The sequence below is a fragment of the Eubacterium sp. 1001713B170207_170306_E7 genome, from assembly GCF_015547515.1.
Lineage (GTDB): Bacteria > Bacillota > Clostridia > Eubacteriales > Eubacteriaceae > Eubacterium.
Map to the genome: position 1 here is coordinate 734919 of NZ_JADMVE010000001.1, position 19336 is coordinate 754254.

General features: G+C 48.1%; 18 protein-coding genes. 12 read left to right on the top strand and 6 right to left on the bottom strand.

The window, feature by feature from the left end; genetic code table 11:
- Nucleotides 1-750: 750 nt before the first annotated feature.
- Nucleotides 751-2088, bottom strand: a complete 1338-nt coding sequence (locus I2B62_RS03670) for a sensor histidine kinase (RefSeq protein WP_195267615.1) — start codon at nt 2086-2088, stop codon at nt 751-753.
- Nucleotides 2089-2090: 2 nt separating this feature from the next.
- Nucleotides 2091-2813, bottom strand: a complete 723-nt coding sequence (locus I2B62_RS03675) for a LytTR family DNA-binding domain-containing protein (RefSeq protein WP_195267616.1) — start codon at nt 2811-2813, stop codon at nt 2091-2093.
- Nucleotides 2814-3258: 445 nt separating this feature from the next.
- Between I2B62_RS03675 and I2B62_RS03680 the strand changes: the two genes are divergently transcribed.
- From I2B62_RS03680 to I2B62_RS03690, 3 genes are read left to right on the top strand one after another with little or no spacing between them, the layout of a single operon-like run.
- Nucleotides 3259-4341, top strand: a complete 1083-nt coding sequence (locus tag I2B62_RS03680) for a hypothetical protein (protein WP_195267617.1) — start codon at nt 3259-3261, stop codon at nt 4339-4341.
- 18 nt (nt 4342-4359) lie between these two features.
- On the top strand, nt 4360-5130 hold the full coding sequence (locus I2B62_RS03685) for an ion transporter (RefSeq protein WP_243259401.1): 771 nt from the start codon (nt 4360-4362) through the stop codon (nt 5128-5130).
- Nucleotides 5123-5704 (top strand): hypothetical protein, encoded by a 582-nt coding sequence (locus tag I2B62_RS03690; RefSeq protein WP_195267618.1) that lies wholly within the window; start codon nt 5123-5125, stop codon nt 5702-5704. The genes I2B62_RS03685 and I2B62_RS03690 overlap by 8 nt, the downstream gene beginning before the upstream one ends.
- A gap of 70 nt (nt 5705-5774) precedes the next feature.
- Here I2B62_RS03690 and I2B62_RS03695 read toward each other — a convergent pair whose 3' ends face one another.
- The gene (locus I2B62_RS03695; RefSeq protein ID WP_195267619.1) at nt 5775-7103 is read right to left on the bottom strand and encodes a GHKL domain-containing protein; all 1329 of its coding nucleotides are present in this window, start codon (nt 7101-7103) and stop codon (nt 5775-5777) included.
- Between the two features lie 383 nt (nt 7104-7486).
- Between I2B62_RS03695 and I2B62_RS03700 the strand changes: the two genes are divergently transcribed.
- Both I2B62_RS03700 and I2B62_RS03705 read left to right on the top strand, forming a co-directional pair.
- Nucleotides 7487-8503, top strand: coding sequence for a site-specific integrase (locus tag I2B62_RS03700; protein WP_195267620.1), 1017 nt, complete (start codon nt 7487-7489; stop codon nt 8501-8503).
- 84 nt (nt 8504-8587) lie between these two features.
- Nucleotides 8588-9109, top strand: a complete 522-nt coding sequence (locus tag I2B62_RS03705; RefSeq protein WP_195267621.1) for an HD domain-containing phosphohydrolase — start codon at nt 8588-8590, stop codon at nt 9107-9109.
- Between the two features lie 43 nt (nt 9110-9152).
- Here the strand turns inward: I2B62_RS03705 and I2B62_RS03710 are convergent, their stop codons facing one another.
- The 3 genes from I2B62_RS03710 to I2B62_RS03715 are packed head-to-tail and all read right to left on the bottom strand — an operon-like array spanning nt 9153 to nt 11376.
- Nucleotides 9153-10070 (bottom strand): DMT family transporter, encoded by a 918-nt coding sequence (locus I2B62_RS03710; protein ID WP_195267622.1) that lies wholly within the window; start codon nt 10068-10070, stop codon nt 9153-9155.
- 12 nt (nt 10071-10082) lie between these two features.
- Entirely contained in the window at nt 10083-10214 is a 132-nt protein-coding gene (locus I2B62_RS20615; RefSeq protein WP_279354767.1) for a hypothetical protein, read from the bottom strand.
- 13 nt (nt 10215-10227) lie between these two features.
- On the bottom strand, nt 10228-11376 hold the full coding sequence (locus I2B62_RS03715) for a uroporphyrinogen decarboxylase family protein (RefSeq protein ID WP_243259402.1): 1149 nt from the start codon (nt 11374-11376) through the stop codon (nt 10228-10230).
- Between the two features lie 140 nt (nt 11377-11516).
- On the opposite strand from I2B62_RS03715, the gene I2B62_RS03720 reads away from it, so the two are divergent.
- From I2B62_RS03720 to I2B62_RS03750, 7 genes are all read left to right on the top strand, one after another.
- Nucleotides 11517-12218: a TetR/AcrR family transcriptional regulator gene (locus I2B62_RS03720; protein WP_195267623.1), complete on the top strand. Its 702-nt coding sequence runs from the start codon at nt 11517-11519 to the stop codon at nt 12216-12218.
- 62 nt (nt 12219-12280) lie between these two features.
- On the top strand, nt 12281-12538 hold the full coding sequence (locus tag I2B62_RS03725; RefSeq protein ID WP_195267624.1) for a hypothetical protein: 258 nt from the start codon (nt 12281-12283) through the stop codon (nt 12536-12538).
- A 218-nt stretch (nt 12539-12756) separates the two neighbouring features.
- Nucleotides 12757-13803 (top strand): 4-hydroxythreonine-4-phosphate dehydrogenase PdxA, encoded by a 1047-nt coding sequence (gene pdxA, locus I2B62_RS03730; protein WP_195267625.1) that lies wholly within the window; start codon nt 12757-12759, stop codon nt 13801-13803.
- The gene (locus I2B62_RS03735) at nt 13800-15011 is read left to right on the top strand and encodes a four-carbon acid sugar kinase family protein (RefSeq protein ID WP_195267626.1); all 1212 of its coding nucleotides are present in this window, start codon (nt 13800-13802) and stop codon (nt 15009-15011) included. The genes pdxA and I2B62_RS03735 overlap by 4 nt, the downstream gene beginning before the upstream one ends.
- Nucleotides 15008-16795 carry a sigma-54-dependent transcriptional regulator gene (locus I2B62_RS03740; RefSeq protein WP_195267627.1) on the top strand — a complete coding sequence of 596 codons (1788 nt, stop codon included), beginning with the start codon at nt 15008-15010 and terminating at the stop codon, nt 16793-16795. Before I2B62_RS03735 ends, I2B62_RS03740 begins: the two co-directional genes overlap by 4 nt.
- A gap of 151 nt (nt 16796-16946) precedes the next feature.
- On the top strand, nt 16947-18203 hold the full coding sequence (locus tag I2B62_RS03745) for a DUF362 domain-containing protein (protein ID WP_195267628.1): 1257 nt from the start codon (nt 16947-16949) through the stop codon (nt 18201-18203).
- Between the two features lie 24 nt (nt 18204-18227).
- Nucleotides 18228-19202, top strand: coding sequence for a cyclase family protein (locus I2B62_RS03750; protein WP_195267629.1), 975 nt, complete (start codon nt 18228-18230; stop codon nt 19200-19202).
- Nucleotides 19203-19336: the final 134 nt, after the last annotated feature.

Genomic DNA, 19336 nt, shown 5'->3' on the forward strand with positions numbered 1-19336 from the left:
CTATATTTGTGAAAACAAGTATAAAATCCTCTCATCCATACCAATTCAAATCTCTGGTCTGGCTGTAGACGCTCCATTTGTGCTGTTTATTTTCATTTTTATAATGAAAACAAGTTTTTCGCTGTGTTCTTGTAAAAAAATGCAGCCAACTGTTTTTGATGGGGAGATGAGATTTTTATTAAGCGGTCTCATGACACATCAGCTGTTTCTGATTTTTCTGATGGCGCCGGTATCTATGGCTGTGCTATGGAACACAGTCATGAGGAGTAGTCCTGCCGAACCAGCGGGGCTGTGATTTTGGGACTCCTCCAAACCGCTTCATCACCTTGAAGTGGGCAAACTGGTTCAAAAAAATAACACGCTTTTAACATTATCATTTTCACCACTGCGGCCGGCGGACCGGCCCCCCTTGGCCATACTTCACAATCTCAAACAGGGGGGCGGCATCAGAAAATAAGAGCAGACTAAATTTGACAATTCCAATTTTTGGCAGCCAAGGCTGATACATAAAACAGACCGAAAGCGTCGGTCCGATTCATTTTGATCGTATTCCAAAACGTGCCTCCATATGATGCTTTTGGAAGGCCGGTGTTATCCAGAGCGCCGGCTGTTGATTTTTAATGCTGTTTCCTTTCCATAAAACGGGGAATTTTTATGGAAAGGGCGAAATGCGCTTTCGTCTGTATGCATTTTGCCTGGTCCTATCGAAGCCATTATTAAAAAAAACTCCTGCACATTCGCAGGAGTTTTTTATTGGCTGTCCGGCATCAGCAGAACCGAAGCCTTAAAAATATTGTCGGTGTAATCAAAGTGGGCAAAGCCCTGGTGTTTTTCAGCAATATGGCGGACAGAGGTCAGGCCGATGCCCTCGCCGTCACGCTTGGTCGAGTAAAACCGGTCCTTTTCCTGACGGATATCATTTTCATAGCTGTTTCTGATGTTGATCGCCACCATGCGCTGCCCGGCAATGCCGATGCTGATATGAATAAAGCGGTGGAGCTGCTTCTGCAGCGCGCAGGCGTCCAGCGCGTTTTCCAAAAGATTCCCGAGAACCACACAGGCGTCCACTTCGGCGATGGGCAGCTCCTTGGGCAGGTTGACAGTGATGGTCACCTCGGCGCCGGCCTTGCGTGCCTGCAGATAGTAATAGCGCAGCATGGTGTCCACCGCATAGTTTTCGCAGAAAGCCGTAACCTCATCGGTATCCAGTATTTTCAGATAGTGGTTGATGTACCGGAGCAGGCCGTCGGTATCCCTTTGGTCGGCATAGCCCTTAAGCGCCAGCAGGTTATGCCGCAGATCGTGTCTTGCGGCCCGTGTATCCTCGATGTTTTTCTGAAGCTGCTCGTACTGCTCCTTCTGAAACTCAATCTGAAGGTCCATGACGCTCAGCTTGGATTGCAGCCTGGAATTGGTGAAGCTCTCCAGCAGGGTGCGCATGACAATGTAATAGGTCATAACCGTTCCAATAATCCACGCCACCGGCAGGAGAAACAGGCTGTTATGCCAGACGAGGCTGCTGTCGGTAAAGGTTGGGTAAAGGCCAATGCAGAAAATGCAGTAAAAGGATACGGGAATAATCCAGAGGTACCGCCAGGCGGGCATACCGCCGGTCTGCTGGATGACTGGCCGGATGATTTTCTGCATAAACCAGAACAGAAACGGAAACGCCGCCAGCTCCAGCAGAACAAGGGTGATGGTATAATCCACCGGGTAGTCAAAAAAACCAGACTGCTTATTCAACACAATCGTGAAAATCTTTGCCAGAAGCTGGATATAATTGTTGTAATTGGTTAAGCAGCACAGGACAAAAAGGTTGGTAAAGTAATTGTTCCGGGTACAGAGAAGACTCATCAGCACCACATAAATCAGGAAAATCCCTGCCAACCCGCCCCGGACACTGTAAAGCACGCTGTCCGGGGTAAAATAAACACTGACGATAAACGCGCTGAAGGCGATCACGGAGAGAACCGCAACGAACCAAACCCACTTGGGGACGCGCGTATGCTCGATAAAGACAGCAAAAAAAACAAAGAAACTGGGAACAAGCTGGGTAAGGCTGATGACAATGGCAATTCGGGCGTCCAAGATCAAAGCCTCCGGTTTAGTTTGTCAAATTCATAATTGGCATAGCGCTGGCGAATCTCGGTGCGCAGGCTGCGGTTAATGGGCACCCGTTCGCCGGAAAGCATGACGAAATCCTTCTCGTCAAGCACATCCACCTCATCCATGTTTACGATGCAGTTCCGGTAACAGTTCACAAACTGAGGATAGGGCAGCAGCAGCGCTGAAAAATCCGAAAAAGGCATGTAGCATTTTACAATGCGCTGTTTACTGTGGATATAGATGTAATGGTTGGAGTAATCCGTATAAACAATATCCTTCAGGAATATTTTTACGTGGGTCCGGCCTTCCTTGACCTCAATATAGCGGCTCTGCTTGAACAGGGTTTCGTCGCAGTAGCGCATGGTTTCCTCAAAAACCTCATAGCTGTAAGGCTTAACCAGGTAGTCAAAAGCCCGGACTCTGAACCCCTTTACGGCGTGAAACTGACTGGTGGTCGAAAAAATAAGCAGGCAGTCTGTGTCTGTCTTGCGTATCTTTTCTGCGGTTTCAATACCATTTAAACCATCCATATAAATATCCAAAAAAATAAGATCATAGGTGTGCGGGGCAAAGCACTCCAGAAAATGGCTGCCACTTTCAAAAAGAGTGATCTCCGCATCAAGCTGGTGATCGGCACAGTAACGGCGGATGTATTCGGAGAGCAGTTCACATTCTGTTCTGAGATCGTCGATGATTGCGATTTTCATAAAGACATCCCCCTTTCATAGTCGTTGCAATCAAATTTTAACATATTATGTTAAAAAAGACTGGAAATTCAGAATACTAAATCGGTAAAAAAGGCACGTTTTTGGTAAGAGTATTGATTCTGTATTTTTAGACAGGTATGATTAGATTGTCAATTAATATGATCTTAAGAAATGAAGAGCCAACGCTTTTCATCCATTAAGATAACAGCGCGGCGCGTTGTTTCTGCATTACATCAATATGCTTTCACAGTGTGAATACATATCCTCTCATCCAACGTAATGCTGGAAGCAATGCCTGCGCTGTATGAAAAGAGTAACAGTGAGACAATGGCGTTCCCTTCCCGTTATACGGCAGTTTGGAAAACTTGTCTCCCTTTTTATGTTTGATATACCCAGCAGTGGTGTTCAAAATAGAGATTATTGAGAAGAGAGGAGAAGTGTGAAAATGAAGTACAGCGATCTAAAGGGCTGGCAGAAAAAGCGCCTGCTCATGAGCTTTTTCACCTATGTCATTGTTGCGGCGGTCTTTCTGGGAGTGGCGGCAGTCACCATGTACACCGACAAGAAGGCAGAGGATGATTACTGGGTTTCCATGATGCAGACCCCCAAAGAGGTAGAGGAAAGAGCGTCTCAGTTTAACCAGAATGCAACCCAGGTAATGGTCGGGACCTACATCGAAAACCTGAAAGAGATTAACCTTAAAAACTCCAACTACCGCGTGGTGGCATTGATCTGGTTTAAGTGGGAGGGCAACGACGGCCTTGATATGGCTAAGCATTTCCGCATCTACAAAGGAACCATGAATAAAATGGAAACCGTCAAGAATTACCATGAGAATGGTGTCAACTACCAGGCGGTGCGGTGTGATGTGACCATCACCAAGAATTACTGGAACCGGCGGTTCCCGCTGGAGTCCCACCAGCTGCGCATGTATGTCGAGTCTGAGCTTCCGGTAGACGATGTGGTCTTTGTAAATGATGAGGCCAGCGGAATCAACGGCTCCCTTGGCATCTCAGGCTATGACCTGCGCAGAAGTGCGACGGGCACCACGATGATTGAATATGAGGACAATCATGGCGATCCTGAAATGATCGGCGGCATCATTAACGCAGAGCATGTCACTGCCCTGGAGCTTAACCGGGACAGCATGGGCCTTTATGTCAAGTGCTTTATCGCCCTGGTCGGCACCACCACCTGGGTATTGATCACGCTGTTTATCTGTACCTACCACCGGGTCGATCCGCTCAGCATGATACCGGCAGCCCTCTTTGGTACCGTGACCAATATCATGGTTGGCGCGAACCTGCTGCCCGATGCGCTGCAGCTTGGACTCCTGGAATATGTCAATATCTTTGGCATCATGACGATCATGGCAGTGGCCTTGTCCATCATCAACATCAACCGGATCCGGAACAAATATGAAGACCGTGACTTTGCGGCCTTCTACGGACGCATCATGTTTTACACCATCCTGTTCTTTGTGCTCGTTGGGAATATCCTGCTGCCGGTATCCGCCTATATGTTCTAGGAATCGGGGCCTCATATTATGCGTGAACAGATTTATAAGATTGTCAAAAAGGCAGAGCCGGGCGATGTCATCAGCAAATACTATGATATTTTTATCATGGTCATCGCCTTTATCAGCATCTGTCCGCTGATGTTTAAGGAGTCCAACCAGCTCCTGGTGATGATTGATACCGTCACGGTATATATTCTTTTTACCGATTATATTTTTAACTGGATGACCTATGATTACAAGATCAAAAAGCATTCGCCCTGGGTATTTGTGGCCTATCCCTTTACCGCCTGGGCCTTGATCGACCTGATCTCAATCCTGCCGTCCCTCGGACTGCTGGGGGCAGGCTTCAGGATTCTGCGTGTGCTGCGTATCTTTAAGGTGCTGTACTACTCCAAAACCTTTTCCTACGTGGCCAATGTATTTAAAAATGAACGCAAAACCCTGGGCTATGTGCTCATCATCGCCCTGGCCTATATCTTTGTTTCGGCGCTGGCCATGTTCGCCTATGAGCCGGACACCTTTGACGATTTTTTCGAGGCGCTTTACTGGGCCACCACAGCCCTGACCACCGTCGGCTATGGCGATGTGTACCCGGTCACCGCAGTGGGCCGCCTGATCAGCATGATTTCATCCCTTTTTGGTATCGCGGTGATCGCAATGCCCGCCGGTGTCGTTACCGCTGGCTTTATGGATGAAATCGGACGTGCAAAGGAGCTGGAACGCCTTGAAAAGGCAAAAAAGGAGGGGAAAAACCTCGACGAAGTGATCGAGCAAGAACTGGAGGAGCAGAATGAGTAACAAGACGCGCTATTTAATCATCATGGTTTTGGGCGTTGTGATGAACCGGCTGCTTTATGTTCTTTCAATGCAGTTTAACCTGCCCTTCTGGCTGGATATGTCCGGCACGGTTTTAGCCGCCCTGCTGCTGGAACCGGCAGCGGGCCTTATCGTGGGGCTTGTGAATAATTTTGGCCTGGCGGTGTTTAACTACAGCAGCAGCTCGCTGATCTTTTATGCGGTCAGCGCGTCAGCCGCGCTGGTGGTGGGTGTGAACATGCGCCGGAACGGACAGCTCGACTGGAAGCGCACCCTTCCGACCATGGGGCTTCTGGTCTTAGTCACAGGGGTTTTATCCGCGCTGCTCAGTATCTGGCAGACCGGCGGAACCCTGACCCATCCGTGGGAGATTTATTTCTACAACCTGGCAATATCCGCAGGGATCCCCTGGGTGCTGGCATGCTTTATCGGCACCATGGTCATCAAGGTTTTTGATGTCATTGCCACTGCGGGGATCATCGCGGTGCTTTACCTTATTTTACCAAAGAGCCTCAAATATCCGCCGGAAACACCTTTGGAAAAAGAAAAGCTTTAAATAAAAGGCCGGGCCTCCTGAATTTTGATAGATTAAGAACGCCGTAAAGGGCGTTCTTTTTTTGTGCTTTTCAGGCTGTTGGCGTTGCAGGATTTAACAGGACAGAGGCTTCAAACAAATGGTGGTCGTAGTGGAAGCTTGAAAAACCATTGTATTTTTCGGTTATTCTGCAGACCGAATGGATGCCGATCCCCTCCGCGTCGCGTTTGGAGGACATAAAGGTGCCGTCCCTTTGGTTGATGTGATGGTCATAGCTGTTTTTTATGGAAATCACCACCGAGCCCTTACCCGAAACACCAAGCCTGACCGAAATGAAACGCTTTGTCCCGGTCTGGCGCATGCAGGCCTCCACGGCATTTTCAAACAGGTTGCCAAACACCACACAGAGGTCGCCCTCAGAAAAGAGCAGCGGATCGGGAAGGCTGATTTCAATGTCCAGCTCAATGGCGTTCTGGCGGGCCAGGGAAGCGTAATGCTGGGCGATGGCGTCGAGGGCGGCATGATCGCAGAGCGGAAGTGCACTGTTTGATTCCACCGACTCCAGGCAGGCGCTCAGGCAGTCGTCGATCTGGTCAAAGGCGTTGTTTTCAGCGTAGCCTTTGAGCAGAAGCAGGCTGTGCTTAAGATTGTGGCGCGCCTTTTCGGTTTCTTCAAGGTTATTTTTCAGGCGCTTATACTGTTCATGCTGCAGACCGGCCTGGTAATCCAATAGCTTCATCCTTTTGTGCAGCTCAGCAGTCCGCTGGTTTTCCTGAATCAGCCTCAAAATAACATAGTAGGTCAGAAAGGTTCCGATAAACCACACAAAGGGCAGCAGGTGGTGAGGAACCGGCGGAAGGCTTAAAGAACCAGGATAGATACAGAACCGGTACAGCAGGAAAAAGCAGACAGGCACCACCCACAGGTAACGCCAGTAAGACATACCGCCGGTTTCCAGAACCGTGGGCTTGATGACCTTCAGGGTGAAAAAGCCTACAAAGGGCAGCGTGGCCGCGAAAATTAAAAACTGAATAAAAGCCGACCACAGCGGGTGGGCTAGCAGAGAGGGTTTACAGAACAGCTGGCAGAAAAATGTCACAATATCCAGATAGTTTTTAATGATGAATACCACAAAAAAATTAAGAAAAAAGTTTTCCTTAACGCTTAACAGAAAAATCAGTCCAATGGTCACATTATACAACACACTGACAATGATCCGCGCATTTCCGGAATCGGGCATGGTGTCAAGGGTAAAAACAGCAGTATAGGTAATGATCGTGGAAAACAGGAGGATCGCAACCATCAGGATATTGATGCCGGTGCCAAAACGGAAATTTCCTTTAAAAACAGCCCGGTATAGGTAAAGAGTCGGTATGAGCTGAATCAGAGAAAGCAGGGTGGAAAAAGCTAATTGGTCCAAAACTAACCTCCGCAATTTACATAAGCTGGCTTCATTTTACCACAGAACAGAAGATTTTGTATAGAAAAATACATGGTGCGGGACGAAGAAAGCGGGCTTTGGACCGGGAGTCCTTTAAACGCCATAACATTAAAAGATGCCTTTGCCAGAAAGCCGGGCAGTCCCTATAGAAAAAAACAGAGTGAAAGTATAAAGATAAAAAGCAACAGGTTATTGCTTTTTAGTATAAATAGATTCATATAAAGTGTATGCTGACAAAAAAATAAAAATCGTAGAATACCATATTCTACGTCATTTTTTACTTTTTATGGATTCTATTATATCATTTATAAATTGCTATTACTAGCAAAATTCTAATTAATTTTTAGTAGGGAGGCATGATCATGAAAAGAACATTTTCAATATGGTCGGAATCAATTCGTCGTTTTTTTTCAAAACGGTCGGTAACGCTGGAGGCGTTCAGCCGTGAGTGGCTGAGGGAACGTCGAGACGAAGGAAAGATTAAGGAGTCCACGCTCACCAATTATCAGCGGATTATTGAACGCTATTTGTTGCCATCGCTGGGGCGTTACAGACTGGATGCTGTGACCAGTGAAGCCGTGCAGAATTTTGTGAAAAATCTGGAAAAAAAAGAGCTTAAAACGTCCACGATCCAGGGCGTTGCCGGCAGGCTGTCATCGATTATGGAGAAGGCGGTGGAAGCGGGATTGATTGATAAGAATCCCTGTGACCACATTGTTATCCAAAAACAGCAGCAGACAACCACAGGGAAGATTCTGACCATTGAGGACCAAAAAGAGCTGACAAACTGGCTTTTAGCCCATGAGCATAACCTGAGCCTGGCGGTACAGCTCGGCCTCTTCGCAGGGATGCGCATCGGAGAGATTGCAGCGCTGCAGTGGAAGGATATCGATTTGAAAAATGGTTTTATCCATATTCGCAGAAATGTTCAGAGAATAAAAAATCCTGGAACAGGACAGCGCAAAACCATTACCCAGATCGGTACGCCAAAGTCCCAAAAGGCCTTTCGCTCGATTCCCGTTACATCCATTTTAATGAAATCACTCCGGCGTTATGAAAAGAAAGGCATAAAACCAGAGGCTTTTGTCATCGCAAAAAAGAACGGCGCCGCCTACGACGTCAGAACCATACAACGCTATTTCAAAAAGATTATCACCGCGCTTCAATTGGACAACTACCGTTTTCATGACCTCCGGCATACCTTTGCAACCCGGGCGAAGGAAAGCGGAATGGACATTCAGATCATCAGTGAGATTTTGGGTCATTCGGAGACAGCCGTCACCATGAACATCTATCTGCACATTACAGACCTGCATAAAAAACAGGAAATGATACTTTTGGACAAGTTAAACGCTACAATATATGGAAAAGCGGCATAAATTGTCGTGAAATATGGTATTCTACGAACTTTTCATTTAAAAATATACCCTGTATTTTAAGGAATTACAATAAAGGTAGAGAGCATGCAAGCATTGATTAAGACTCAGTTTGAACGCTGTCCCGAAAGCGTTCGGCAGCATTGCCTGCGCACAGGCGGCTGGATGAAAAAAATATTGAAGGAATTAGGCCGTGAAGAGCTGCTTTCAATCTGGCAGTTGGAAGAAATGTCTCCGGTGGATTATCACGACATTGGAAAAGCGGATACAGAAGATACTTTTGGGCATTGTACAATGGGGGCGCAGTTTTTTAAAAATTTGTATGCGACAAAGGCGGCTTGTTTTACAGAACAGATCTTCTGCAGTATTGCCACAGACCTTTGCCGGTTCCACCATTTCCGCTATGACGGCAAGGACAATCCAAAAGAGATGAGCGGACAGGATATTCCCGTCATCGCCAGAGTTTGCGCGGTGGCGAACGCTTTTGACCATTTGCTGAAGTCCGGCAGACAGCCGGATGAGGCGTGCGCAGAGATTGAAAGCGGGAGCGGCACCCTGTATGACCCGTTGGTGGTACAGGCCCTTTGCATGATTACCATCAGGAAATGAAAAAGACAAAAGCTCTGTTGTGACAACAGAGCTTTTAATATGGTTAAAGTTCCTCAGCTGCCCCGGTTTTGTTTAGGATAATAACCGCGAGAATAACGACGGCAATCCCTAAAATCTGCGGTATTGATATAATCTGTCCAAAGATAAAATAACCGAGGATGGAGGCTGTTATGGGTGAAAAAGCATTCATCATATTGGTGATGGCCGGGTCGATTAGTGAAAAGGATTTAACCCAGACATAGGATGAAAGAATCTGTGTGAGCAGCCCGTAGGCGATGATGATCAATATAAGAAGCATGACATTTTCGGCCGAAGCAATCTGGCCAATGACTGCCCAGGGCGGACAGACAACCCAGTAGATCAGAGCGGCGCCCAGATTATAGTAGGTAATGACCACATCGTTGTCGATTTCATTATTCAAAGCCCACTTGATGATCAGGGCAACCGCACAGTTTGCAAACCAGTTTAACGCCATCCACAAAATGCCGGAAGGGGCAATAAAGGCGCCGGGCGAGAAAACATTTAAAACCAGCGCCAGGCCGATAATGGCCAGGCCCAGTGAGGCGACCTTTCCTTTGGTTATTTTATATTTAAAAATAAAGGAGGAAAGCAGCATCAATATAAAGACATGGGAAAATTCAAGGATCGAAAAGACACCAGTGCTCAGATAGTTGAGGGCCCGGGCGTAGGAATAGTAAAGCACCGCATTGGCAATGCCGCCGCCGACTAAAACAATCAGGATGCGCTTCCAGCCAATGTTAAAGGCTTTGGGATTTTTAATCAGCGTCTTAATCCCATAAAACAGAATAACAATCATTGGCCCCATGGAGGAGACCGCCACATCGTTTAGCCCCAGATTTTGGAGCAGGGCAATAAAAACCCCGAGCGTCCCCCATAAAACCCCCGCAATCCCGCCATAGATAATTCCCTTTGTAAAATTGCTTTTATTAACTTCGTTCATTTTATAATCTCCCTACATGATTAAGCTTAAAATAAAGGTTTCAAATTCCTTTTCCGTTGCGGTCATACAGTCCCGGACCAGTGTCTGGTACATTTCATCATACTCGGCTGCCAGGGCTTCGATTTTTTCTTTTTCTTCTAACATATGGTTAATCTCCTTAATATTTTCCGTATTCATTTACAAAATCAATCACGGCCTTCATTTTTTCGGCCGGTGCGTCTTTCAGGCTGAAGGCAGGCTTGTTAAAGCCAAAATAAAAGCGTTTGTTTGCCATGCCGATGTCCATGAGCTCGCGTGCTTTGTTCAGGCATTCCTCTGTAGAGTAGTTCGTCAGGTAGTCTAGAGGATAAGAACAGCAAACCATGTTTTTTGAGCCGAGGGTATCCAGGGTTTTTTTGAAATCCTGATGCTCAACAGCTAAAATAACCTTTCCTTCCGGAAGCTCGGAATAATAGTCAAAATAGCGGCCATCGGTGTAATCGCCCTGGAATTGCAGATAGAGGGCGTGCCCCTTTGCGGCCAGCGTGTCACAGACCCTTTTAAAGGTAGGCCAGAAGAATTTTTCAAAATGCTTTGGGCTGATCATCGGCGGCAGATGGACCCAGGAGCAGGCGCAGGAAACACTGTCGGTGTCTACGGGCAGGGTATTCTCCACATAGTCGATCATGACGGGTGTAAGGGCCTCGCAGGCGGCCTCCAGGTCACGCTTTCTCCGGCGAAGGTCCATTGAAATCTGCGTGATCCCCCGCAGATGGTCGCCCAGCAGGTCGAAGGGCGCATAAAACATGGTGCCATAGTAAATGGGAACACCCTTATCAAAGGTGAGGCTGTAGAGCTTATTATAAAAATCTGCAACCTGATTTTTTTCAAATAGCAGCGCCTGAGCGATCGCTGCAATGTCTCTGACGCTGTCTTTTCCAAGGGCGGTGTACATAGCGGGAAGAACCCTCTCAACAATACAGCGGACAGGGTCGCTGATCAGAGCAGGATAGTCGGTGTCACTCAGACTCATAACCTCAGGGTGCTGCATGGTTCCGTTTTTCCGGTTTTGAACCCATGCCCGGCTGCCCAGAAGCTCACTGCGCTGGGGCGGCAGCCAGCCCATGCCCAGATTGGCATCCATTTCAAATGTGTCTAAAAGCCTGCTGTATGCCTCGAGGATTTTCTCATAGTTCCAGGTAGCCTCCAGAAAATCAATTCCCGCATATTCGCAGGCATAGCTGATTTCAAAATCCAGGATCACCGGAACGCGATCCGCAGGCGCTCCGGCCATTGTTTTTTTTATGCGCTCAATTTTTTCGTTCATTTCTAAATTTCCTTTCAGGTTTTGTACATATACAATATTGTATGGTTACAATATATAGTATGCGTACAAATTTGTCAAGTCTTTTTTAAATTCTGCTTTTTTTTACTAAAAGTCATGCTATAATAAACATGAGGTGAATTATGGCAAACTATAAAAACGGAACAGAAACAAAAGCATCGCTTTACGACAGCGCGAAAAAGCTTTTTTACCTGAAGGGCTATAGCGCCACGACCATTAAAGATATTGTTACGGAGGCTGAATCTAAGCTTGGCTTGTTCACATATTATTTTGAGGGCAAGGAATCGGTGGCCATCAGTATTTTTAAGGATTTTGTCAATGATATCGCTTTGGTGCTTGAGGAGCCTTTAAAGGAATATGCGGAAAAAAATGATTATCTGCTCGTCGATATGATTGAGTACCGCGCTTATTTTGAATGCATTAACGCCAATGAGCAGATCAAACGGTTTTATCAGGATATCTCCATACTCGAAAGCTTTGCCGAAATGACCATTGACCTGAAGGATTATTTTATACAGACGCGCTTTGAGGATGGACTTAAGTTTGAAACCAGCGCGATGATTAAGGACAAGACCTATTTTGACGCCATCGCGTCACTGACATCGGGCATGGAAATTCAGTTTTTTAAGGATATATTGGGTAAAAAAATAGACATCGCCTATGGGGACGCGGTCGATATCTTTCTGACAGAGTATTATCGCTTTTTAGTGCTTGATAAAAAGCGGATTCAGGATAATCTCAGAAAATCGAGAAAGGCAGTGGAAACGCTGAACTTTGAAATTGGAGACTGCTTCAGCGTTGAGCTGACAGAGCTTAACCCATAAAAATAAGCGAAAACACATGTTGCCATGTTAAAATATATAAATCAGGAAAGAAGGTTAAACTTATGATTATTACATTTAGAGAAATCGGCGCGCTGAACCAGCTTTTACAGGAAAAACACCTGGACTATAAAATCCATCTGAGCGATGCCTGCGGCTCCCAGAGCATGTGGATCGAAAGCCTGAACAATGCCGGAGATCCCAAGGCCAACGAAGCCCTGTATGAGGCGATCAATGCCTTTTTCGCAAAAATGGGCGCAGAGCTGGAATACACCTGGGATAAAAAATCCTTTTGGTTCAAGGACCGGTCTCTGGTCTTTTAAAGGTTAAAATTTATACCAAAACACAAATGTCTGAGTGTGAAAACCACGGGCTTTTGTGTTTTTTTATTGCACCGGTTCACCTTCCACCTCAGAATTGTTTGATTATGAAACATAAAACGCATTGAAAAAGCCTGTGGAATCCGATAGTATGAAATCCAGAAAAAGATTTGCGGAGCATTGTTTAATTTTAAAACAGAATTTGTAAGGGGGAAAGAAAAATGAAACCCATTCTAGGGATTACAATTGGTGATCCGGCAGGCATTGGGCCGGAGATTACACTGAAAGCAATGGCATGCCCTGAGGTTTGGAAAAAATGCCGCCCGGTGGCCATTGGGGATAAAAAAGTGCTGGAAAGGGCCTTGAAGGTCATAAATATAAAAAGAGAGCTGTTCCCGGTCGGGGAGACAGACCTAAAAAGCACCCTTGATCAGCTTGAGCCAGGGATGCTGCCCTATTTTGATCTGGCGCTTTTTAAGGAGGATGAATGGCAGTATGGAAAGGTTGACGCGCGCTGCGGCGACGCAGGGTTCTGTTTTATTAAAAAGGGGATTGCCATGGCTGTGGAGGGGAAGATCGACGGCGTTGTGACTGGCCCGATCAACAAGGAGGCCCTCAATCTGGCCGGGCACCATTACTCAGGGCACACTGAAATTTTTGCGCATTATACCGGCACAAAAACATACCGCATGGTACTGACAGGCGACAGTCTGCGTGTCATCCATGTGACAACCCATGCCTCACTGCGCAGAGTGTGCGACATGATCAAGAAAGAGCGGGTATACAAGACCATCTGCCTGGCCGATGAAACGCTCCGGCTCATGGGGATAGAATCTCCTGTGATAGGCGTGGCAGGTTTTAATCCGCACTGCTCAGAGGGCGGTCTCTTTGGCGATGAGGAAGCCCTCGAGATTATTCCGGCCATTGAGGCGGCCCGGAAGCAAGGCATAAAGGTAACGGGCCCGGTTTCGCCGGACACTGTTTTTGTGAAGGCGCTGGGCGGTGCCTACGACATGGTGGTCGCCATGTACCATGACCAGGGGCATATTCCCCTTAAGCTTTGCGGGTTTAAAATGGATCCCGGGACAGGCAGCTTCACCAGTATGAGCGGTGTGAACTGCACGGTGGGCCTGCCCATCATCAGAACCTCTGTCGACCACGGAACCGCCTTTGAGGTGGCGGGGACAGGAAAGGCCAATGCGGAATCCATGATTGACGCCCTCGATATGGCGGCGGTGCTGGCCTGTGGCCGGAGGAAACGGACATGATCCGGCTGGTGGTGCTGGCAGATGATTTTACCGGCGCGCTGGACACAGGCATACAGTTTGGCAAGCTCGGCATCAGTACTGTCGTGACACAGCAGACCGGCGGCGGGAGGGGTATAGACAGTGACTGTGAAGTGCTGGTCATTAATACCGAGTCGCGGCATCTGACAGGCGGGCAGGCCGGCCAGAAACTTTATGAAGTGTCGCGCGGGCTCAAGCGGGCAGGGGTCAGCTTTCTCTATAAAAAAATTGACTCGACCCTCAGGGGAAACATTGGGGCAGAGCTTTATGGCTGTATGAAGGGGATGCAGGAAGAACAGGTGATGCTGGTGCCGGCTTATCCTGAAAACAAACGCTACACGCGCGGGGGACAGCAGTATATTGGGGAAACCCCTCTTTCCGAAACCACCTTTGCCCGGGATCCCTTTAATCCTGTTATCTCCAGTAAAATTTCAGAAATCATCCACAGCCAGTGCGCGGTACCGGTCTATGATGTTCCGGCCTCTGAGCTGGAGCGCTTTGCTCCGGTGCAAACAGGCATTTATCTTTTTGACGCGGAGAGCCAGCAGGATATGGAAAGGATCGCCGGACGCCTGAAAAAATTAAACAGCCCGGGGATTCTTTCAGGCTGTGCAGGCTTCGCGTCATTTCTCCCGGGGCTTTTGGGGATGAAGGCCCAGACACAGAATATACCGGGAATACAGCGGCCTTTATTGTTAATGTGCGGCAGTGTCTGTCCGGTTTCGGCGGATCAGTTAAAAAAGGCGAGGGCCACGGGCATCCCTGTTTTCAAGCTTTCGGACTATCTCGAGCTGAGTGGAAAGGACAACCAAGGGCTGGACCGGCTGCTGAGGGAGCTGGCCGGCCAGGCCGGGCATACGGTTATCCTGTCAAGCTCGGATATCGAAAAGCCTTGTCCCTTCAGTCCGGCGCGCGGTGCGGACAGAGCCTGTGTTGCGGACCGGCTGGGGTACATTACAAGGTGTGTGGCCGAAGCCCTGGGCTATAAGGACATCGCTGTTTTTGGAGGGGACACACTGCTGGCCGTGCTTAACCATCTCGGGCTCACCGATCTCAGACCTGTTGATGAGATTGAGCCAGGGGTGGTTCTGTCAGAGACCGGCGGCTACCGTGTCATTTCAAAGGCCGGCGGCCTGGGCAGAGAGGATGTGGTTGAGAGGATGTTAGCTTATACAGGAGCGATTTTATGAAAATTTTAGGAATACTGCCCTATAAAGGCCTGATGAAAACCGTGGCCGAAGTCCTTGACCAGGAGCCGGACATCTCAGCCGATCTTTTTGTCGGCGATATGTATGAAGGGCTGAAAATATTTAAGGAGCATCAGCGCGATGACACCTATGATTTTGTGCTGTCCCGGGGCCGCACTGCCGGGCTGATCGAGGAGGCGACACACATCCCGGTTATTTATATTGACATTTCCGGTTATGATATGATGCGCCTGATCCGGCTGCTCCAGACCTATACGGGAAAAACAGCGGTGGTGGGCTTTTCAGCCATTATCAAAAGCATTTACGTACTGTGCGACCTGCTTCAGTATGAGATCGACTGCTTTGAGATCAACAGCGAGAACGAGCTTTTTCCCATGCTGTCTGGCCTGCAGCGCCAGGGCTATAACTTTGTCGCCGGCGATGTGATCACGGCAAAGGCGGCAGACAGCATTGGCCTGAACCATGCCATGATTACCTCGGGCCGGGAGAGTGTTTCCAAGGCGCTGGAGCAGGCAAAGAAAATGTACGGACAGATGACCTACCTTCGCGAAGAGCGCAACTTTTATAAACAGCTCATCGCCAACGAGGCTGTCCGCATTGATGTGTTTGACGAGGAGGGGAACATCTTTTTTACCAATGACCATGCGGAGATGTTTGAGGGCATCAAAGCGCGTTCAGATATCCAGCGGTATAAGGATCAGATTGACCTAAAGGGGCATGTTGTGTTTAATCTGACGATGAACGATGAGGTATGGCATGTGGAGGGCTCCCGGATCAAGGGGAATACAAAGCGTTATTTTTTATATGGAAAACGTTATCTGAGCCAGGGACTTAAGGAAAAAAATGTGATCCGGCTGGACAATGATTTTGGAAAAAACACAATGATCCTGTCCCGGTTCGAGAGCAGTAACGCCCTGATGAAAAGGGCCATTCAAACAGCGCAGGCAAATTGTGAAAACTACAAGCCGCTCTTAATCTATGGCGAGCAGGGCACTGGCCGGGAGGATTTTGCCTTTGCCGTTCACCGCGAAAAGCAGCAGAAAAACAAGGAATTTATTCAGATAAACTGCATGGCCCTAAACTGCAGCGAGCAGGATGAAGTGTTTGATACGCTGTTTTCACTCATCGAAAATAAGAAATCCAAGATACTGTTTTTTAATGATATTGACCATATGGAGCTGTCCACCCAGCTTTTACTGCTGTCCTTTCTGCAGCAGACCGCTTCCACTAAAAGGATAAAGCTTCTGGCGTCCTCTGAAACCACGCTGGAGGAAATGATCCAGAAAGGCATTCTTCATTCGGAAATGTACACATTTTTCAGCGGCATTCAGATTTTTTTGCCGCCGCTGCGGAACCGCAAGGAGGACATCCGCAACCTCAGCAGTCTTTTCATCACCCAGTTTAACAGTGAATATGGCAAAGAGATTGTCGGCTTTCAGGAAGAAGCCTACAGTCTTTTAGAAACACTTCCGTGGCATTTTAATATCAAGGAGCTGCGGAATCTGGTCAAGGAACTGGTTTTAGAGTCCAACACACTTTATATTTCAAAAGACAGACTGAACTATCTTTTAAAAAATCAAAACCGTTATCCCGAAGAAAAAGAAAAAACAGATGCCGGATTAAACCTGGACCAGTCCCTGGAAAGCATTGAGCGGGACATCATTATGCTCCTGCTGAAAAGGGAAAACCACAATCAGTCCAGGGTAGCCAAAATGCTGGGGATCAGCAGAAGCACCCTCTGGCGGAAGCTGAAAAATGATTTATAATTAAACACTTCAGGCCTTTTCCTTTCTTGAAGTCCCTGAATCATGGTGATAGAATACGTGTGACCTCAGGGATGGAGAGTAAAGAACCGAATGTGTTCTGAAATGAAACATCCTCTCCTGAAAACAACGTACAGGCAAAGGAGGGGATGCGTTGATTGAATTTGAACAGTCGTTAATGCCGGATTTGTACCGTGTACGGCAGAAGTGGAAAACGGATTTTTTAGAAAGTCCCGAGGATACGGTTATCCGCCAGATGAGCCGTTATAAAGACCGCATCCGGCCAGGCAGCCGGATCGGCATTGCGGCGGGCAGCCGCGGGATTTACCAGTATCGCCGCATTATCAGGGCCGTTGTGGATTTTGTAAGGGAAAACAGGGCCGAGCCCTTTATCATTCCCGCCATGGGAAGCCATGGCGGCGCGACGGCAGAGGGCCAGCTGGAAGTTCTGGAAGGCTACGGTATTACGCCGGAGAGCATGGGGGTATCCTTTTTATCTTCGATGGAAACGAATACGATCGGGTATACCAAAGAGGGCGTACCAGTCCATTTTGATAAAAATGCCTGCTCGATGGATGGGATCATCATGGTCAACCGGATCAAACCGCACACGGACTTTCATGGCGGCATTGAAAGCGGCATTATGAAGCAGATGGTTATCGGGCTCGGCAAACAGCATGGCGCCTCCACCATACACCGACGCGGCGTTTATGGACTGAGTGTGCTCATGCCGGAAGCTGCCCGGGTCATCATGGATAAAATGCCAATCCTGATGGGCGTGGCCATTTTGGAAAATCAGCAGGACCGGACCGCCAAAATTGAAGTGCTGCCGGCAGAGTGTATTGAAACGCGTGAGCGTGAGCTTCTGAAAGAAGCCAAAGCACTGCTGCCCGCGCTGCCCTGCGATAAGCTGGACGTGCTGGTTTTACAGGAAATGGGAAAAAACATCAGCGGAACAGGGATTGATCCCAACATTGTGGGACGATACCTTATCCGGAACATGCCCGACGAGCTGCCGGACATTTACCGCATTGTCTGCCTTGATCTGACAGAAGAAAGCCATCACAACGCCATCGGGATGGGGATCGCTGATCTGATCACCCGCAGAATGTATGAAAAAATTGACTTTGAGCCTACCTATGTCAACACAATGACTTCAGGCTTTTTAGAACGCGGCTTTATGCCGGTTGTCGCAGAGAGTGACAGAGAAGCCATTGAAACCGCGCTGAACTGCTGTAACCGCTATGTTACAGCCGAAAACGCCCGAATGATCATGGCCAGAAATACCCTGGAGCTGCAGGAGCTGGTCGTTTCAGAAGCCCTTTTGCCAGAGCTTGAGGGCAGGGTGGAAATCATGGGCAAAGTACAGCCCGGCTGGGATAAACAGGGGTATATGGAAAAATTATTTTAAACAGAGATAGAGGAGAGAGCTAAAATGAAAGATTACGAAGATAACAGCTGGATGGAAAACAACCGTTGGGGTGAATGGGGCGAAGCGGATGAAGTCGGCGTCATGAACGACCTGACACCCGAGCTTGTTCTGAAAGCCGTTCAGTATATTAAAAAGGGAAAAATATATGATTTGGAGACAGAACGCTTTAAGGGCATGCCGGTCTGGGCAGGGCACTGCGGCTTTGATATTCTAGCCTATGCCTCGCCATCCGGCCGGAAAAACATGAAGGGCAGCGGATTGAGCCCAGCGTTCAACTGGTCAGAGGACGGGGGCATGCTGGACAGCAGCAAGGATTCCTATAAAATGGGGCTCAACACGGAAATGCTCATCGCGCCGCTTCATGCGGGAACACATATTGACGCGCTGTGCCACTGGACAACCGGAGAGGATAACCACTGGTATAATGGCTACTCCGCTGACCGCTACAGCACCAACTACGGCCCGGTAAAATGTGATATTTCCAAGATTCCGCCGATGGTAATGCGCGGTGTACTTTTGGACATTGCCGGCTATAAAGGGGTCGAGCGGCTTGATCCCAACTATATCATTACTGCGGAGGACTGCGACGGCTGTGCGAAATGGGAAGGCGTTGAGCTGAAAAAGGGCGATGCGGTCATGCTGAGAACCGGTGAAAACTGGCCGGGCCCGGAAGCCTGCTGCGATGCCGGCCTGGGGATTTCCGCCGCCAGATACCTGGTGGAAGGCAACGGCGCCTTCCTGGTTGGCGATGATATGGCGTGCATTGACGGCTTCAATGCGGATGGCTCGTCCTCTGTGCCGGAGCATCCACAGCCGGTTCACCACTATCTGCTGATCCAGCAGGCCGTTCATATTATTGAATATTTACAGCTGGACCAGCTGGCAAAGGATAAATGCTATGAGTTCTGTTTCATCTGTCTGCCGGCAAAGGTTAAGTGCGCGACAGGAATGTATGTAAGACCCATCGCGATGGTCTAGAAGCTTTTAAAAGATTATAAATGTTCACCTCACAGGGCACAGCTGGTAAAAAGGCTGTGCCCTTTATTGCTGTTTAAAGCAAAGAAAAATTAAGGGGATTTTTTATTTGCTGTGATATATTAAAAAGAAAAAAG

Excerpts from the sequence above, each read along its gene's own strand:
- I2B62_RS03675 (WP_195267616.1), bottom strand. The coding sequence starts at position 2,813 with ATGAAAATCGCAATCATCGACGATCTCAGAACAGAATGTGAACTGCTC.
- I2B62_RS03680 (WP_195267617.1), top strand. The coding sequence starts at position 3,259 with ATGAAGTACAGCGATCTAAAGGGCTGGCAGAAAAAGCGCCTGCTCATG.
- I2B62_RS03685 (WP_243259401.1), top strand. The coding sequence starts at position 4,360 with ATGCGTGAACAGATTTATAAGATTGTCAAAAAGGCAGAGCCGGGCGAT.
- I2B62_RS03690 (WP_195267618.1), top strand. The coding sequence starts at position 5,123 with ATGAGTAACAAGACGCGCTATTTAATCATCATGGTTTTGGGCGTTGTG.
- I2B62_RS03700 (WP_195267620.1), top strand. The coding sequence starts at position 7,487 with ATGAAAAGAACATTTTCAATATGGTCGGAATCAATTCGTCGTTTTTTT.
- I2B62_RS03705 (WP_195267621.1), top strand. The coding sequence starts at position 8,588 with ATGCAAGCATTGATTAAGACTCAGTTTGAACGCTGTCCCGAAAGCGTT.
- I2B62_RS03710 (WP_195267622.1), bottom strand. The coding sequence starts at position 10,070 with ATGAACGAAGTTAATAAAAGCAATTTTACAAAGGGAATTATCTATGGC.
- I2B62_RS20615 (WP_279354767.1), bottom strand. The coding sequence starts at position 10,214 with ATGTTAGAAGAAAAAGAAAAAATCGAAGCCCTGGCAGCCGAGTATGAT.
- I2B62_RS03715 (WP_243259402.1), bottom strand. The coding sequence starts at position 11,376 with ATGAACGAAAAAATTGAGCGCATAAAAAAAACAATGGCCGGAGCGCCT.
- I2B62_RS03720 (WP_195267623.1), top strand. The coding sequence starts at position 11,517 with ATGGCAAACTATAAAAACGGAACAGAAACAAAAGCATCGCTTTACGAC.
- I2B62_RS03725 (WP_195267624.1), top strand. The coding sequence starts at position 12,281 with ATGATTATTACATTTAGAGAAATCGGCGCGCTGAACCAGCTTTTACAG.
- pdxA (WP_195267625.1), top strand. The coding sequence starts at position 12,757 with ATGAAACCCATTCTAGGGATTACAATTGGTGATCCGGCAGGCATTGGG.
- I2B62_RS03735 (WP_195267626.1), top strand. The coding sequence starts at position 13,800 with ATGATCCGGCTGGTGGTGCTGGCAGATGATTTTACCGGCGCGCTGGAC.
- I2B62_RS03740 (WP_195267627.1), top strand. The coding sequence starts at position 15,008 with ATGAAAATTTTAGGAATACTGCCCTATAAAGGCCTGATGAAAACCGTG.
- I2B62_RS03750 (WP_195267629.1), top strand. The coding sequence starts at position 18,228 with ATGAAAGATTACGAAGATAACAGCTGGATGGAAAACAACCGTTGGGGT.